This window comes from Halovibrio salipaludis (genome assembly GCF_002286965.1).
GTDB classification, from domain to species: domain Bacteria; phylum Pseudomonadota; class Gammaproteobacteria; order Pseudomonadales; family Oleiphilaceae; genus Halospina; species Halospina salipaludis.
On the sequence record NZ_NSKD01000001.1, the window covers coordinates 931940 to 948443 of the forward strand.

Here is a 16504-nt window from a genome sequence, read left to right on the forward strand (position 1 = left end):
CGCCCGCAGGCTCAGTGTCCGGGCCGGCGGCGCAGCAGGCGGCGCAGCGTCAGGCGCAGCGAGGCCGCATCCACCGGTTTGGCCAGGAAGCGGTAGCCCGCCTCCCGCACGGCGTTGCGGATGGGATCGCTGTCGTCGGCACTGATGATCAGGACCGGCACCTTCTCCTCCCAGTTGAGCGTCAGCGCCTGCGCCACCGCCAGGCCGGTCTCCTGGTCCAGGTGATAGTCCGCGATCACCAGGTCCGGCGCCTCGGCCGGGCGTTTCTGCATGGCTTCGCCAAGGGACTTGGCCGTTGTGACCCGGCAGCCGAACTGGGTCAGAAGGGCCTGTAACCCGGCGAGCAGGTGGGGCTCGTTATCAATGCAGATCACCTGCAGACCCGACAGCTGTGGGTCCTCGGTCTGGGGCTGATCCCGGCGGGTCTGCTCCGGGGTGCCGCGCGGGGCGGTCAGCGCGAACATCGAGCCCTGCCCCTGGATGGAGCGGCAGTCGATGGGATGCTCCAGCAGGCGGGCGATGCGCATGGCGATCGGCAGTCCCAGACCCAGCCCCTGGACCTCGCGTGTGGCGTCGGTGTGGAGCCGTTCGAACTCATCAAAGATGCGCTGCTGGTCCGATTCGGCAATGCCCGGCCCCGTATCCCAGACCTGGATACTGACCGACTGCGCGCTCTGGCGACAGCCCAGGACCACACGCCCTTCGCGGGTGTAGTTGATGGCATTGCTCAGGAAGTTCTGGATGACACGCCGGAGCAGATGGGGGTCGGTACGGATCCAGAGCGAGCAGGGTACATAGTCGAGCCGTATGCCCTTGCGCTCGGCGGTCATGCGGAACTCGTTGATGAGCTCCTCCAGGATGGCGCCCAGCTCCACATTGCGCACTTCCGGTTCCAGGCGCCCGGAATCCAGCCGGGAGATCTCGCGCAGGTGGCTGATCAGGGTCTCCGCGGAGGCCAGCGCCGAATCAATGTGGCGCAGCTCCGGGGCCGCCTCATTACCCTGCTGGCGCAGCAGGGTGGAGGACAGCAGGCGCGCCGCGTTGATCGGCTGCAGCAGGTCGTGGCTGGCACCGGCCAGGAAGCGGCTCTTGCTGGCATGCACCTGGTGCAGTTCCCGCTCGATCCGCGCCCTGAGCTCATTCTCGTTCTGCAGGGACTCGTTGGCGGCGGACAGTTCCCGGGTCCGTTCGGCCACCCGTTCCTCCAGGGTGTCCCGGGCATCCTCGAGTTCCGTCATCACGCGGTGGTATTCGGAGACATCGTTGTACGCGGTTACATAGCCGCCGGAGGGGATGGGCTTGCCCCGGATCTCGATGACGCTGCCATCCGGCATATGGCGCTCCAGCCGGTAGGGGCGGCCTGAACGCAGCATCTCCAGGCGCCGCTCCACGGCCGCATTGATGTTGTTGTCGCGCACGTCCGAGAGCAGGCCGCGGGCGGCGTTGTACTCATAGATCCGGGCGATGGGGCAGCCCACGTAGAGAAGCCGTGGCGGATAGTTGAACAGGTTCTCGTACTGGCTGTTCCAGGCCACCAGCTCCAGGTTGCGGTCCACCACGCTGATCCCCTGGGGGACGTTCTCCAGTGTGGTCTGCAGAAGGTGGCGCGAGAACTGGAGCTGTTCCGAGGTGCCGCCCATCAGGTCCACGATGTCCTCCATCTGCAGGGGCGTCTGGCGCTCAAGCAGCCGGATGGCGCGGTGGGCGGAGGCCGCCCCGATGACGGACCCCAGCTTGGACTCCGTCACCCGCACGGTGTAGCGCGTGGCCTTGTCGAAGGGCAGCAGGCGCTGCTCCTGGCTCTGCTCCAGCTCCGCCCAGAGCCGGTCGGACTCCTCCTGGCCAAGGACGGGGCGGATCAGGCCGTGCAGCTGGTGCAGGGTGATCTCGGTGGCGGCCAGGTCCTCGTCACTGAGACCGTGGCCAGGCATGGGGTCGATGAAGGCCAGGGCCTGGCGTTCATCCAGGGCCGTGGCCCTGGAAACCCGGGAGACCAGGGTCATGACCAGGATGTTGAGGCCCAGACTCCAGATCACGCCATGGGTCAGGGGATCGAGGAAGTTCCCGAGACCCAGGAGGTTCTGCGGTTGCAGCCACCCCAGCCCCAGGGGCCCCTGGGTCAGCCAGCCATTGTCCGACTGGATGAGGACCGGCAGCAGCAGGGTATAGAGCCAGGTCAGCGTACCCGTGAGCAGGCCGAGCAGGACACCGTTGCGGTGGGCGCCGCGCCAGTAGAGCCCCGCCACCAGCGCCGGCATGAGCTGGGCGCAGGAGGTGAAGGCCAGCAGGCCCATATAGGACAGCCCCTCGGTGAAACGCGCCGCCTGCTCCAGTATCCACCCCAGCAGCAGGATGCCCAGGATCGAGGCCTGGCGCACCTGGCGCAGCACCGCGCCCAGGTCACTGCGCGGCCGGTCCAGGCGCTCCCGTATGCGCAGGTAAACCGGCATGAAGAGCTCGTTGGAGATCATCAGCGACAGGGCGATGGTGGCCACCAGCACCATGGCGGTGGCGGCGGACATGGCGCCGACAAAGGCCACGGCGGTCAGCCAGGAGTGGCCGGTGATCGCCGGCAGGGCCAGCACATAGCTGTCGCCGGGAATGGCCATGCCGGCCAGGTGATGGCGGGCCGCCTCCACCAGGGGCAGCACCATAATGGCGAACAGGGCCAGATAGAGCGGGAACATCCAGCGGGCGCAGCGGGCCGAGGCCTCGTCATGGTATTCCACCACCAGGACATGGAACTGGCGTGGCAGGCAGACGATGGCGAGGGCGCTCACCAGGAGCTGGGTGTAGAAACCGGCATCACCGAAGGTGGAGAAGGAGAACGGCGACGCCTCGCCCAGAGGCTGCATATCGGTCTCACCGGCCAGCAGCCAGATCGCGAAGCCGCCCAGCAGGATAAAGGCCAGCAGCTTGACCGCGGACTCCGCCGCCACCACGGCCAGAAGGCCCCGGTGGCGGTTGGCGCCATCAATGATGCGGGTCCCGAAAGTGATCGCGAACCAGGCCAGGAAAAGGGCGGCGAAGAAACTGACGTTGTTGCCCAGGGCGAAGGGCATCTGCCAGTCGGAGATGTTCGCCGAGCTCCAGGCCAGGGCGATACCACGCAGCTGCAGGGCAATGTAGGGCAGGGTGCCGATCAGTGCGACCAGGGTCACCAGCGCCGCCAGCTTCTGGTCCTTGCCGAAGCGTGACCCGATGAAATCCGCGATGGAGGTCACCCGGTTGCGGCTGCCGGCCAGCAGAAGCCGCCGGATGAAGGGCCAGGCGAAGACGAACATCAGGATGGGGCCGAGATAGATCGGCAGGAAGGTCCAGCCACTGTCCGCCGCGTTGCCCACGGCACCGAGGAAGGTCCAGGAACTGCAGTAGACGCCCAGCGACATCCCGTAGAGCAGGCCCCGCATGCGCTTCGGCCAGCCACCGGAGCGCTCGGCCAGCCAGGCCAGGGCCACAAGGATCAGTGCGTACAGTCCGCCGAAAAGAATCAGCTCGTTACTTGCCATGGTCTCCCTGGGTCAGAACGGACAGACCGACACTATGGCACAGGATGCGCCACCATGCTGGCGTAACCCTCCCTGAACGTGGGGAACAGGAAGCGGTACCCCGCCTCCTGCAACCGGCTGCTGTCCACCCGCTTGGATCCGACACGGCTGTCGCGCCGGGCATCGGGCTGGACAGGGTCACAGCGCATGGTCTCCCGCACCCAGGCAACCACGTCGCCCAGCCGGGCCGGTTCGCAGTCACTGGCCAGGTAGCAGTCCGCGAGGTCGTCGCCCTCCAGCGTCCGGTTGACCAGGTGGCAGAGCGCGCCCACCGCGTCGTCCTCGTGGATGCGGTTGGTATAGCCGCTGTCCGGTTCGGGAGCGATGCTGCCATCGCGCATGCGCGAGAGCATGCCGTCCCGGTCGTTGCCGTAGATGCCGGCAAAGCGCACCACCGTGCCGGGGATCGCGCTCTCTCCGAGGCGCCGTTCAGCAGCGAGCAGGGCGGTGCCGTTGTAGCGCGGCGGCTCCGTGGGGCTGGTTTCATCCACCCACTCCCCGTTGTGCTGGCCGTAGACCGCGGTGGAGGAGATGAAGAACACCCGCCGTGGTGGCTCTGCCGCGGTTTCCAGAACGGCCATTAGATTGCTGGTGCCCTGAACGAAGGTCCGGTGGTAGCCCGTCTCATCGTACTGGTCCGGTGTCAGGCAGATGATGGCGATGTCGACCTGCGGCACCCGTTCGCCCAGGCTGTCCGGGTCCAGAAGATCCCCTTGGATGGGCGTCAGGGGCAGGGGTACACGGCTGGCCTGACGCCTCAGGCCGAACACCTGGTGATGCTCGGCAAGGGCGGCGCCGATGCGCTGGCCGAGCCGGCCGCAGCCGGCCATGAGGATACGTGCATCGCGCATTGCGCTGTCTCCGCTCATTTCTTATGCTGCAATAGAAAAATTTAATCATCACCGGCCGGGAGTGGCCATGACCCTTACCGAACTCCGCTACATTGTCACCCTCGCGCGGGAAAAGCACTTCGGCCACGCGGCGGAACGCTGCCACGTCAGCCAGCCTACACTCAGCGTGGCTGTTAGAAAACTCGAGGATGAGCTGGGTATTGCGCTTTTCGAGCGCAGCAAGAACAGCATCCAGGTCACCGAGATCGGCCAGCGCATTGTGGAGCAGGCCCAGCGCGTTCTGGATCAGGCCGGTGTGATCCATGATCTGGCCGAGGACGGCAAGAACCAGCTCAGTTCGCCGCTCAAGGTCGGTGCCATCTACACCATCGGCCCCTACCTGTTCCCCCAGCTTATGCCGAGCCTGCGGGAAGAAGCCCCGGAGATGTCCCTTTTCATTGAGGAAGGCTATACCGGGGACCTGCGCCGTAAGCTCCGCCATTCGGAGCTGGATGCCATCATTGTGGCGCTGCCGTTCGAGGAACCGGAGGTGGTCACCCTGCCCCTCTATGATGAACCATTCGTTGTGCTGATGCCTGCGGATCACCCGCTGGCGGAATACGAGCACATCAACAGCGGGCAGCTTGCGGACCAGCCCCTGCTGCTGCTTGGCCCCGGTCACTGCTTCCGGGATCAGGTGCTGGAGTCCGTCCCGGAGCTGATCGACACCATCAACCAGCGCCGCGAGACCGCCGGCGGTGTGGTGACCGAGGGCAGCTCCCTGGAGACCATCCGCCACATGGTGGCCTCCGGTCTGGGGATCACGGTGCTGCCGCTGTCGGCGGCCACCGCCATGAACTATCAGCCGGAACTGCTGGCCGTGCGGCCCTTCGTGGATCCGGTGCCGTCGCGGACCGTGGCGCTGGCCTGGCGGGTGACCTTCCCGCGGCCCAAGGCGATCGATGCACTGGCCCACGCCGTGGCCCAGTGCCGTGACAGCAGCACCACCCAGGCGGCCTGTGGGCTGAGCCTGCGCGCACCCACCCGGGGCTGATCATGGCGGATCCGGCCACAGTGGATGTGACCGTGCTCAAGGGGGTTGGCGGTAAACTGGCCGCCACCCTTGAGCGTCTGGGGATCACCAGCCTTCAGGACCTGCTGTTCCACCTGCCCCTGCGCTACGAGGACCGCACCCGGGTTCTGCCCATGGGCCAGCTCCGGGTGGGGGATTCCGGGGTGGTGGAAGGCGAGGTGGTGAGCGCGGACGTGGTCCAGGGGCGGCGCCGCAGCCTCCAGGTGACCCTCCGTGACCGCAGCGGTTTCGTGGCCCTGCGTTTTTTCCATTTCAGTGCCGCCCAGCAGCGCCAGTTCGCCCCGGGCACCCGCGTGCGCTGCTTCGGTGAGATCCGGCCCGGGCGGGCCGGGCTCGAGATCTACCACCCGGAATACCAGACCAACCCGGGGCCGTTGCCCACCGGCGACGAGGCCACGCTCACCCCCGTCTACCCGCTCACCGAGGGCATCCAGCAGCCACGGCTGCGGCGCCTGTGCGAGCAGGCGGTGGCCATGCTGGAACGCCACCCGGTGCGCGAATGGTTGCCGGAATCCGTGCTCGGCGAGTACCAGCTGCCGGAGATCAACCAGGCCCTGCGGATGCTGCACCAGCCGCCGGCGAGTGCGGACCTGGCCGCCCTGATGGAGCAGCGCCACCCGGCCCGTGACCGCCTGGTGATGGAGGAGCTGCTGGCCCATCACCTGAGCCTCCTCAAGCTCCGCGCCCAGGTTCAGTCCTGGAAAGCTCTGGCGCTCAACACCGGTGATGGCCGCCTGGTCTCCGGGTTCCTCGAGGCCTTGCCATTCGAGCTCACCGGCGCGCAGCGGCGCGTGACCGAAGAGGTCAGCCACGACCTGGCCCAGCCGGTGCCCATGCTGCGCCTGGTCCAGGGCGATGTGGGCTCGGGCAAGACGGTGGTGGCCGCCGTGGCCGCGCTGCAGGCCATCGAAGCCGGCGCCCAGGTGGCGTTGATGGCGCCCACCGAAATCCTGGCTGAACAGCATTACCTGAGCTTCCGTGAGTGGCTGGCGCCGTTGGGGATCGAGCCGGGCTGGCTCTCGGGTAAGAGCCGCTCGAAACAGAAACAGACTGTCCTGGCGCAGCTGGCCAGTGGCGAGTGCCCGCTGGTGATCGGCACCCACGCGCTCTTCCAGGAAGAGGTGGTGTTCAACCGGCTGGCGCTGGCGATCATCGACGAACAGCACCGCTTCGGCGTTCACCAGCGCCTGGCCCTGAGGGAGAAGGGCGCCAATGCGGAGACGGTACCCCACCAGCTGATCATGACCGCCACCCCCATTCCCCGCACCCTGGCCATGAGCGCCTACGCGGATCTGGACACGTCCGTGATTGATGAACTGCCGCCGGGTCGCCAGCCCATCGAGACCATCGCCCTGCCGGACTCGCGCCGGGGCGATGTGGTGGAGCGGGTACGCACGGCCTGCGCCGAGGGCCGCCAGGCGTACTGGGTCTGCACCCTGATCGAGGAATCCGAGGCCCTGCAGTGCCAGGCTGCCGAAGACACCGCGCAGCAGCTCCAGGCGGAGCTGTCGGAGCTGACCGTGGGGCTGGTGCACGGGCGCATGAAGGCGGCGGAGAAAGCGGAGGTGATGGAGGCCTTCAAGGAAGGGCGGATCGACCTTCTGGTGGCCACCACCGTGATCGAGGTGGGCGTGGATGTGCCCGAGGCCACGCTCATCATCATCGAGAACCCGGAGCGTCTGGGCCTGGCCCAGCTCCACCAGCTGCGTGGCCGCGTCGGGCGGGGGGAGCGGGCAAGCTACTGCGTCCTGCTCTATCACCCGCCGTTGTCGGACACCGCCAAGTCCCGCCTGCAGGCCCTGCGCGAGACCCAGGACGGCTTTGCCATCGCCCAGCGCGACCTGGAAATCCGCGGTCCGGGTGAGGTGCTGGGCACTCGCCAGACCGGACTGATGGGGTTCCGTCTCGCGGACTGGGAGCAGGATGCTGGCTGGCTCGAGGAAGTGCACCGGATCGGACCCCGATTGCTGTCGGAACCGGAACGGGTGGATGCACTGATTGATCGATGGCTGGGGGAGCGTATCCGGTACGGGGATGTCTGAGGTATCCTTCCGGAACGGATATAGAAAGCAGTAATCCCGGCCCCTGAAAAACGCTTGATATGGACAGGACGTACCGATGACCACACCGCGACACCTTGAGACTTTCTTCCGCACCGACGAGGGCGGGCTTACGCCGGAAAGCCTCAACAGCAGGGACCCCGCTGCCGAACCACGCATCCGGACAGCGGTGCTGGCCGATGCCCTGGGCCGGGTCCAGGCCTTCTTCCGCGAGGACAGCCTGCTCGACATCGACCACCTGAACCAGGCCCTGGCGCGGGAGCTGCGGGGGCTGCCCCTGCGCGAGATGGGGCGGCTGCGCCAGAAGTACCAGGTTCGCCAGATTCCGCCCCTGCCGGCAATGACCCATTTCGAGACGGCCGTGGACAACCGGATCGCCGAACTCGAGCAGGCACGCTTCTACAGCGGTCAGGGGGAAGAGGATCTGGCGCTGGCCCTGGATGACTACAGGCGACTGCTCGATGGCGCACGCTGGCTGGCCATCTCCCGCCCGCTCACGGACATCGCGGTCAACCACCTGTCACCGGAGCAGGACGAGGCCCAGCTGCGCGAGGCGCTGCACAGTTTCACCGGCCTGCGCATCAAGCAGCGCCTGGACGACACCCTTGAGATCCCGCCGCTGCCGGAGACGGCCCAGCGCATCCTGCACCTGCGCATGAAGCCCAACGCGGAGATCGGGGACCTGGCGGATATTGTGGAGAATGACCCGAGCCTCGCGGCCCAGGTGGTGAGTTGGGCCTCGTCGTCGTTCTATGCGTCGCATACGCCGGTGAATTCCATCTACGATGCCATCCAGAGAGTGCTCGGCTTTGATCTGGTGATGAACCTGGCCATGGGCCTGTCCCTGGGGCGTACATTGAAACAGCCCACGGATCAGCCCGAGGGGTTCATCGGCTACTGGACCCAGGCCATCTGGATGGCGCAGGCGGTGAGCGTGATCATCAGCTGCATGCCCAGGCGTGAACGGCCCACTTTCGGCCTGAGCTACCTGGCGGGGCTGCTGCACAACTTCGGCTACCTGGTCCTGGCCCATGTCTTCCCGCCGCATTTCTCACTGATCTGCCGTTATACCGAAGTGAACACCCATGCGCCCCATGAGCTGGTGGAGCATCATCTGATTGGCATTACGCGGGAGCAGATCGGCGGTGTGCTGATGGATCTGTGGAACATGCCGGAAGAGGTGGTCACCGCGATCCGCCACCAGAAGAACCCGGATTACGAGGGCGAGCATTCAGCCTATGCCAACGCGCTCTACCTGGCGCGGGCGCTGCTGGTGGAACGCGGGGTGCGCCTGGGGCCGGAGCTCCCGGTTCCGGACGCACTGTATGAACGCCTCAATGTGGCGCCCGGACGGGTGGCCGAGGAAATGGACATCCTCGTGGAGAACAGTGATTCAGTCGCCAGCATGGCGGGTATGCTGAGCTGAGCGGCGCGCCTGTTTGTCCGCATACATGGCTTCGTCCGCACGTGCCAGCACCACGTCCGCATCCGCGACTTCGCCGGCATGCCAGGTCACGACGCCGACACTCGGGCCACTGTATTCCAGGGTGGTGTTTTCCAGCTCGTAGACGCCCCGGGTGCCTTCGCGCAGCCGCTCACTGATCACGCTGCGTTCGTGCGCGGGGTCGCCGCCCGCGCCCGGCTTGCCAACGAACACGAATTCGTCACCCCCATAGCGCGCCACCATGTCGCCCATGCGGGAAAGGTTGCGCAGCTGGGCAGCGAATCGGTGAAGGAATTCATCACCGGTTTCGTGGCCATGGGTGTCATTGATCCGTTTGAAGCCGTCCAGGTCGATGAAGGCAACGTGGACAGCGCCATCGACGCGCCGGGCCTGGGCCAGCAGCCTTTCAAGCTCCTCGATCAGGTAGCGCCGGTTGGGCAGGCCGGTCAGGGCGTCGTGAAGGGCGCTGTGCTTGAGCTCCAGGTTGGCCGCTTCCAGGCGGCTGTGATCCAGCAGCCGGTTGGCCAGCAGTGACAGCGCATTGGCAACGCTGTCCAGCAGCTGGCGCTCATCCGGGGAGCGATTGAGGTCATGGGCGGAGAGGATCAGGATGGCCGCCTCGGCCCTTTCCGCCGATGTGATCACCAGAAGGGTGGCATCGCCGTCCTCGGGCAGCGCCTCGCGGCGGCGCTGTTCACGGACCCAGCGCGTGTCATCCGGGGGGAAGATGAGATGCTCATGGTCACTGTGCAGCATCCCCTCCAGGTGCTCGGGGTTGGCCTCCATCAGGGCATCCGCCATCCAGGTCGCTTCCGGATCCTTCTCGCCCAGGGTCCGGGCGTGGCCGTCATCCCTCAGGTACAGCGGAATCACCCTTTCCCACAGGTGCGAGTGGTCGAGTCTGGCCGCTGTTGCGGCCACGGCGTCATGGAGCCGGGTGGCGGACAGGCACAGCCGGCTCACTTCCGAGATCAGCCCCATGCGCTGCATCTGTTGCTCGGCTTCAAGTGCCTGGCGGCGGACGCTGAGGGCGTGCTCCTCGCGGGTGATCTGGTGGGCGATAAGGTCCGCACAGAGCCTCAGCGTGGCAAGGCTGGTGTCCGCGACCTCCACGCGCCGGGAGCTGGCGCCGCAGAGGGTGCCCAGGAGCCCGTCATCCAGCCGGCGCACGGGCACGGTTACATAGGTCTGGATGCCCAGGCGCCGGGCTGCCAGGGAGTCGCCCCAGGTATTGGGTACATCCTGGGTGAGCAGGCGGTTTTCGGTCAGGGCTCGCCGGCACAGGGTGTCCTGCCAGGGGACGCGAAGGCCCTCACTGAGCATGAGTGACCCGGTATTCCGGGCGTAGATGATCTCCTGGGAATCATCCTCGGGCCGGTACATGGTCAGGTAGACCGAGTCCAGCCCCGTGGCCTGCTGGATCAGATCCAGCATGGGCCGGACGAGCCCCTCGAGTGAGACTGCCGAGGCAACAGAGTGCGCCAGCTGGGAAAGGGTGGTTTCCATCAGTGTCCCATCCCGGGAAATGTGCTTTCTGCAAGCATAGGCCAGCAGTGGCGGAAAGTCATGGATGCAGCGTTGAACGGCCCGGATCAACGGTGCGTGGCTCACCGGCGGAAGCGCTGACACTGCCGTCGAAGCGGTAGTAGCGGATCGCCAGCGCGGCCTCATGGATGGCCTCGGCGTGCTCCGCCTCAAGTGCGAACCGCTCCTGGTCCAGGCGCTGGATGAGCTTGGGGTCGGCCTGTTTGCGGGCCTCGTGGGTGGGCATGTGTTCCGTCTTCTCGTAGATGGTCTGGAAGATGCTGTAGGGGCTGTGGTTCAGCAGATCCGGCTCCACATGGTCCAGCAGGCCCTTGATGCGGATGCAGCCCTCAGAGGGCTCAACCTGCTCCTGTTCGAGCGTCATGGCGAGAATGCGGATGCTCTCGATCATGCTCTCGCGGCGCTCGGCCTGCAGTGCCCGCGTGCGCTCAACCGCGCGCTGGTGCTGGCGCAGCCGCCGCCCCTTGCGGAAGATGTACAGGCTCAGGCCGGCTATGGCGATGAGGCCGGCAAGAATGAGAATCCATTGCAGATTCTGGGGCATGATGACTCCTGGTGATCAGTGGCTGTGCTGGTCGGCTGTGCCGTCCGGGGCCCGGATGTCCAGCTGGGCCTTGCGGGTTTCGCCGTTGCGGAATTCGAGTGTCAGCGAGCGTTCTTCGCCTTGGGTCAGCGGTCCGTCCATTCCCATGATCATGAGGTGGAGGCCCATGGGCGCGAGTTCAATCGTCGCGCCCGGCTCGAGCGTCAGTCCCTCGGGTAGGGCCTGCATCCGCATCTGGCCGTCCACCTCCCGGGATTCGTGGATCTCGACGCTTTGCGCCCAGTCGGCTGTGGCGCCGGTCAGGGTGCGGGTCTGTTCGCCGTCATTGTGCAGGGTCATGTAGCCGGCGCCCCGGTCGATCCCGGGCGGGGTGGCGCGGGCCCAGGCATTGTCGATGCGGATCTCCGCCGAGGCGCTGCCGGCACCCGCCGCCAGCACCAGTGCCAGAAACGCAAGCATGCTGCGCCTGTAGGAAGAGTGACTGTAAGGATCGCGAGCGGAGCTCGCTCCTGCGGGGTTCCGAAATGGTGTCATTGTTCAGGCTCCAAAGTGCCAGTCCGGCGGCTGCCGGCAGATCTGTTCAAACTGTGCGGCCTCCATGGGGCGGGCGAACCAGAAGCCCTGGGCCAGCTCGCAGCCCAGCCCCAGCAGGGTCCGCGCCTGATCGGGCGCCTCAATGCCTTCCGCCACCACGGCGCATCCGAAATTATGGGCCATGGCGATGACGGTGCGCACCAGGTTCTGGTCCTGCTGGTGTTCGCCCATGGCGTTGATGAAGGTACGGTCGATCTTGAGCGTGCTCACCGGCAGGTCCTTGAGATAGGCCAGGGAGGAGTAGCCGGTGCCGAAATCATCAATGGCAACGCTCACTCCGGCATCGGCCAGCTGTTTCAGCTGCCGGCGGGCCTGTTCAACATCCTCCATCAGTCCGGATTCCGTAACCTCGACTTCCAGGCAGTGGCTGGGCAGGCCGTACTTCGTCAGCAGTGCCAGGATCTCTTCCGCCAGGTCCGGGCGCGTGAGCTGGCGTGCCGCTACGTTAACTGCCATACGGCAGTCCCCTTCCGTGAGGCCGGCCCGGTACCACTGGGCGGTCTGGAGGATGGTCTCCTCCAGCACCCAGCGCCCCAGGGTCAGTATCTCACCGCTGCCCTCGGCCAGGGGGATGAAATCGCCGGGTGAGACCTGGCCCAGGCGCGGATTGTACCAGCGCAGCAGGGTTTCGGCACCGGCCAGGGCGCCGGTGGCGAGGTTGACCTTGGGCTGGAACATCAGTGACAGCTCATGGTTGCTGACCGCATTGCGCAGCTCGTGCTCAACCTCGCCGCGCCGGCGCAGGCTCTGCTCCAGGCTGGCATCAAACTGGCGGATGGCGGCGCCGTCGCGCCGTGGCAGTGCCAGGGCCGCATAGCGCACGAGCTGCTCGGCGTCGTGGCCGTCCCGGCCGCTGCGGCTCATGCCGATCCGCAGGCCTGTATTGAGGCGCAGGTCACCGATCTGGAAGGTGCGGGTCAGCTCCTCAGCTACTGCGACCAGGTCCTGTTCAAGCTGCCGCCCTGTTTCGTGTTCCCGGCGGAAGCAGACAAACTCGGCGTTGCCCCAGCATCCCACTTCCGCGTCTTCCAGCTTGCGGTTGAGCAGGCGCCCGACCAGCCGCAGCAGCTGCTCCATGGCGGGGTAACCGTGCAGGTGGGCGATCTCCTCCAGGTCGCTCAGCGCGATGAAGGCCACTGCCAGTGTGTCACCCTGTTCCAGGTGCTCCGCCATACCGGTAAGGATGGCGCGCCGGTTGGGCATGCCGGTGATCGGCTCCTGGAGCGCCAGTCGTTCCAGCTCGCGGGTCCGTTCCGCCACCATCTGTTCCAGCGTGCGCGCCTCGGAGACCCGCTCGAGATACTGGGAATGGCTGCTCAGGCTGTTGTGGATGCGCTGCAGCGCCTCGCGCTGGTCAAAGGGCTTGGTCAGGAAATCCCGGGCGCCGGCCCCCAGGGCCCGGTCCCGGGTTTCCTCGTCGGTCTGGGCGGTCAGCACGATGACCGGTGGGCACTGGTCCGCCCAGCGTTCCCCCAGGCGCTGCAGCAGCGTATGGCCGTCCGGCTCGGGCATGCGGATGTCGAGCAGGATCAGCTGCGGCAGTGCCCGCTCACACCGGGGCTCAACCTGCTTCGGGTCCGAGAGGCCGATGAGGTTGCTGTAACCGGCATCCTCCAGCATCTCGCAGAGCAGTTCCACGTTCGCCGGGTTGTCGTCCACGACCATGATGGTCGCATCGGCGTGTGGGGTCTGGGTCTCCCCGATGGGCTCATTCCGGGTCATTGCGGATCCACTCGTCCAGGTGTTCAAACAGATAGTTCATGTCCACCGGCTTGGTCAGGTAATCCACGAAGCCGGATTCCATGCCACGGCGGATGTCTTCCCGCATGGCATTGGCCGAAACCGCCACCACGGGGATGGGGCGGGTGACGGGATCATCCCGCAGTTCGCCCAGGGCGCTTTCCCCGTCCATGCCCGGCAGGTTGAGGTCCATGAGGACCAGGTCCGGCAGCTGGGAACGGACCATGTCCAGGCCCAGTTCCGCGCTGTGCACACAGACCAGCTCCAGCTCAGTGTACTCCTCGAAGGCTTCCTGCATCAGGCGCTGGTTGGCCGGGTTGTCCTCAACATATAGGATGCGTCGCCGGCCACTCTGGTTCTCGGGCCGTGCCACTGTTGAGGCTTTCTCCGGGGCCGTCGCGTCTGTGGCCGGTGTTTCCGCAAGCGCCAGGTGCACCCGGAAGTCGGACCCCACGCCGGGTTCGCTGACACAGTCGATCCAGCCGCCCATGGCCTCAACCAGCCGGCGGGTGAGCGCGAGCCCGATGCCGGTGCCCTCGATGCTGTGATCCGCGCCGAGCCGGTCAAAGGGGTCAAACAGCTGCTCGAGTTTGCCGGCGTCAATGCCCATGCCGGTGTCCTCACAGTGCAGTACAGCCCAGTCCCCCTCAAGGGTCCAGAACAGCCGAAGCTGACCTTCCGGGCGGTTGTACTTGATGGCGTTGGAGATGAGGTTGAGGAGCACCTGCTTGAGGCGGGTGAAATCCGCATGCACCCGCGGCCACTGGCTGGGCTGCCCGTGCAGGTGGGCTTCGATGCCGTGGGTCTCCGCCATACCGGCGACGGTGTCCAGCGCTTCGCGGGCCGTTTCGCCGCTGCACAGTGCTTCCATGGAAAGCTGGATGCGGCCGGATTCCACGCGCGCCAGGTCCAGGATCTCGTTGATCAGTTCCAGCAGGTGCTGGCCGCTGCGCTGGATCTGGCCCACCTGGCGCTGCTGGCGTTCGTCCAGGTGGGAACGCTGGCTGTTCTCCAGAAGCTGGGCGAAGCCGAGGATGGAGTTCAGCGGTGTGCGCAGTTCATGGCTCATGGCTGAGAGGAAGTGGCTCTTGGCCCTGCTGGCCTTCTCGGCCTGGTCCCGGGCCTGCGCCAGTTCCCGGGTGAAACGGTCACGCTCCTCGAAGTGGCGGCTCAGGTTGATCAGCAGGGCACAGGTGGCGGTGAACGGCTCCAGCCATTCCAGCACGGCCTCGTCGTAGTCGTACGCCCCGTTGGCGATCGCGAACATGCCGATGAGTTCGCCGTTATGGCGGATGGGCACGCCCATGTAACTGTACAGCGGCGGGTGGCCTTCGGGCAGCCCGGCGCCCCGGTCGTCCTGCATGGGGGCGCTGGAAATGATGGTCTCGCCATGGGCGAAGACCCGGCCCAGGAGGCTGTCCGGGGTGCTGAGGGTCATGTCGCCGGCGCGCAGCTGCTCCATGAGTTCCCGGGATTCCGGGCTCCAGGACAGGTCCGTGATAGCGTGGATCTTGAGCGCGGACGTTTCCTGCTCGTTGGTGATCACCTCACCGATCAGGCCGTAGTCGCTGCCGGTCAGCTCCCTGAGCGCATCCAGCAGAAAGGTCCAGAGCCGGTCGCCGGACATCAGGGCCTCGTAGTCGGTCAGCCCCCGGTGCAATACCTGTAGCAGCTGGCTCTGGCGGTCCCGCTCGCGTTCCCGTTCGCGCAGTGCCTCGTTCATCTGCAGGTATTCGGTCACATCGTGCGCCACGCTCACAATGCCGTGGATGGCATCGTTGGCGTCGAAAAGCGGCGATTTGCTGATGCGGAAGCGGCGGCCGTCGGTGTTGTTGAAGGTCAGCGTTTCCGGGCGCCCTGTGGCGAGGAGCCGTTCATTGGCCGCCTCGGCCTCCTCAAGAACGTCACTGGGATAGAGATCGCGGGCGGTCAGGCCTTCAACCTGCTCCTGACCGAGCTCATGCGCCAGGATCTGGCTGGCCTCGTTGGCCAGCAGATAGACGCCTTCCCGGTTCTTCACGTAGATGGGGTCCTGGCTCGCATCGATGATGGAGCGCAGAAAAGCCCGCTCCCGGCGGGATTCCGCTTCGGCTTCACGGATGTCGCTGAGATCCGTGAGCACGACCATGAACTCGCTGCTGCTGTCGTCCGCCAGCGAGACCCGGCTGAGCGTCGCCTGGACCGGCACGCCCGTTCCATCCCGGGTCAGGGCCCCGGTCTCTCGGGTGATCTGCGGCTGGTCCGGGCGGTCAAGGTGGAACTCCGGCAGGATACGCTGCAGGTGAAGGTTCTGGAGCTCGTCCACGCTGTGGCCGAGCAGTGACAGGGCAAAGGGATTGGCGTCCTGGATCAGGCCTTCACTGTCAACGCGGATGATGCCCACGGAGGCGCCCGCGATCAGGGCCCCGTAGCGGGCATTGGAGACCAGTGCCTGGTAGTGCTCCTCCTCCTGTTCCCGCCGTGCCAGCTGGAAGCGCAGCAGCTCTTCCGCCTGCTGGGCCAGGCACGTGAGTGTCCACTGGTCGGATTCGGAAAGGCTGCGCGGTGCATCGTCCAGGATGCACAGACTGCCCACGACAGTGTTGCCCTCGGGGCGCAGGGGGATACCGGCGTAGAACCGGATGCCCGGCTCGCCACAGACTACCGGCTTATCCCGGAAGCGGGGATCCTGGGTGGCATCCTCGCAGATCAGGGGCGCGTCATCGGCGATCAGCTCGGTGCAGAAGCTTTCGGCGCGGGGGATGTCCTGGATGGGATCCGGGCCCGAACGGGATTTGACCCACTGGCGTTCGGCCCCGACCAGGGTGATCAGGGCAAGGCGGGTGCCGAACAGGTGCCGCGTCAGCTCCGTCAGCCGGTCATAGGCCGATTCCGGCCCTGTGCCCATCAGGCCGAGCCGGTCAACGGCGGCCAGCCGACTGTTCTCATCGGGATACGGCGTAGCCATGGCTCCCCACCTCTGACGCGGATGCTGTGTTCATCATTATGGCTGTCTGTCTGCTTGCTCTGAACATTTGTTCAATCTTTTACATTCGTGGCCGTTTTGGCCAATTGTTCCCCCATCACACCCTGATAACGTCAGATCCAGGCAAAGTGCCACGTGATC

At 66.1% G+C, this 16504-nt stretch carries 10 protein-coding genes; 3 read left to right on the forward strand and 7 right to left on the reverse strand.

The annotated features are described in order from the left end of the window. Positions 1-11: 11 nt before the first annotated feature. Together CK501_RS04540 and CK501_RS04545 are read right to left on the reverse strand one after the other, a co-directional pair. A complete protein-coding gene (locus CK501_RS04540; RefSeq protein ID WP_095616505.1) occupies positions 12-3509 on the reverse strand; it encodes a PAS domain-containing hybrid sensor histidine kinase/response regulator in 3498 nt (1165 codons plus the stop codon). Positions 3510-3541: 32 nt separating this feature from the next. Next, positions 3542-4399 (reverse strand): NAD(P)H-binding protein, encoded by an 858-nt coding sequence (locus CK501_RS04545; RefSeq protein ID WP_158223041.1) that lies wholly within the window; start codon positions 4397-4399, stop codon positions 3542-3544. 67 nt (positions 4400-4466) lie between these two features. Here CK501_RS04545 and CK501_RS04550 point away from each other — a divergent pair, with 67 nt between their 5' ends. The 3 genes from CK501_RS04550 to CK501_RS04560 all read left to right on the forward strand — a co-directional run bounded on the left by CK501_RS04550 (position 4467) and on the right by CK501_RS04560 (position 8957). Then, positions 4467-5432, forward strand: a complete 966-nt coding sequence (locus CK501_RS04550) for a hydrogen peroxide-inducible genes activator (protein ID WP_095616507.1) — start codon at positions 4467-4469, stop codon at positions 5430-5432. A gap of 2 nt (positions 5433-5434) precedes the next feature. Then, positions 5435-7513: an ATP-dependent DNA helicase RecG gene (recG, locus tag CK501_RS04555; protein WP_095616508.1), complete on the forward strand. Its 2079-nt coding sequence runs from the start codon at positions 5435-5437 to the stop codon at positions 7511-7513. Positions 7514-7589: 76 nt separating this feature from the next. Continuing rightward, positions 7590-8957, forward strand: coding sequence for an HDOD domain-containing protein (locus tag CK501_RS04560; RefSeq protein WP_095616509.1), 1368 nt, complete (start codon positions 7590-7592; stop codon positions 8955-8957). Here CK501_RS04560 and CK501_RS04565 read toward each other — a convergent pair. From CK501_RS04565 to CK501_RS04585, 5 genes are all read right to left on the reverse strand, one after another. Next, positions 8925-10481: a sensor domain-containing diguanylate cyclase gene (locus CK501_RS04565; protein WP_158223042.1), complete on the reverse strand. Its 1557-nt coding sequence runs from the start codon at positions 10479-10481 to the stop codon at positions 8925-8927. The genes CK501_RS04560 and CK501_RS04565 overlap by 33 nt on opposite strands. 58 nt (positions 10482-10539) lie before the next feature. Further along, complete coding sequence (locus tag CK501_RS04570; RefSeq protein ID WP_095616511.1) at positions 10540-11064, reverse strand: DUF2489 domain-containing protein; 525 nt, start codon at positions 11062-11064, stop codon at positions 10540-10542. Between the two features lie 15 nt (positions 11065-11079). After that, positions 11080-11523: a copper chaperone PCu(A)C gene (locus CK501_RS04575; protein ID WP_158223043.1), complete on the reverse strand. Its 444-nt coding sequence runs from the start codon at positions 11521-11523 to the stop codon at positions 11080-11082. A 78-nt stretch (positions 11524-11601) separates the two neighbouring features. Continuing rightward, positions 11602-13380, reverse strand: a complete 1779-nt coding sequence (locus CK501_RS04580; protein ID WP_095616513.1) for an EAL domain-containing response regulator — start codon at positions 13378-13380, stop codon at positions 11602-11604. After that, a complete protein-coding gene (locus CK501_RS04585) occupies positions 13367-16345 on the reverse strand; it encodes a hybrid sensor histidine kinase/response regulator (protein ID WP_095616514.1) in 2979 nt (992 codons plus the stop codon). The genes CK501_RS04580 and CK501_RS04585 overlap by 14 nt, the downstream gene beginning before the upstream one ends. Positions 16346-16504: the final 159 nt, after the last annotated feature.

Bases quoted from the DNA above. Each gene is read 5' to 3' on its own strand.
- CK501_RS04540 (WP_095616505.1), bottom strand. From the start codon at position 3,509: ATGGCAAGTAACGAGCTGATTCTTTTCGGCGGACTGTACGCACTGATC.
- CK501_RS04545 (WP_158223041.1), bottom strand. From the start codon at position 4,399: ATGCGCGATGCACGTATCCTCATGGCCGGCTGCGGCCGGCTCGGCCAG.
- CK501_RS04550 (WP_095616507.1), top strand. From the start codon at position 4,467: ATGACCCTTACCGAACTCCGCTACATTGTCACCCTCGCGCGGGAAAAG.
- recG (WP_095616508.1), top strand. From the start codon at position 5,435: ATGGCGGATCCGGCCACAGTGGATGTGACCGTGCTCAAGGGGGTTGGC.
- CK501_RS04560 (WP_095616509.1), top strand. From the start codon at position 7,590: ATGACCACACCGCGACACCTTGAGACTTTCTTCCGCACCGACGAGGGC.
- CK501_RS04565 (WP_158223042.1), bottom strand. From the start codon at position 10,481: ATGGAAACCACCCTTTCCCAGCTGGCGCACTCTGTTGCCTCGGCAGTC.
- CK501_RS04570 (WP_095616511.1), bottom strand. From the start codon at position 11,064: ATGCCCCAGAATCTGCAATGGATTCTCATTCTTGCCGGCCTCATCGCC.
- CK501_RS04575 (WP_158223043.1), bottom strand. From the start codon at position 11,523: ATGCTTGCGTTTCTGGCACTGGTGCTGGCGGCGGGTGCCGGCAGCGCC.
- CK501_RS04580 (WP_095616513.1), bottom strand. From the start codon at position 13,380: ATGACCCGGAATGAGCCCATCGGGGAGACCCAGACCCCACACGCCGAT.
- CK501_RS04585 (WP_095616514.1), bottom strand. From the start codon at position 16,345: ATGGCTACGCCGTATCCCGATGAGAACAGTCGGCTGGCCGCCGTTGAC.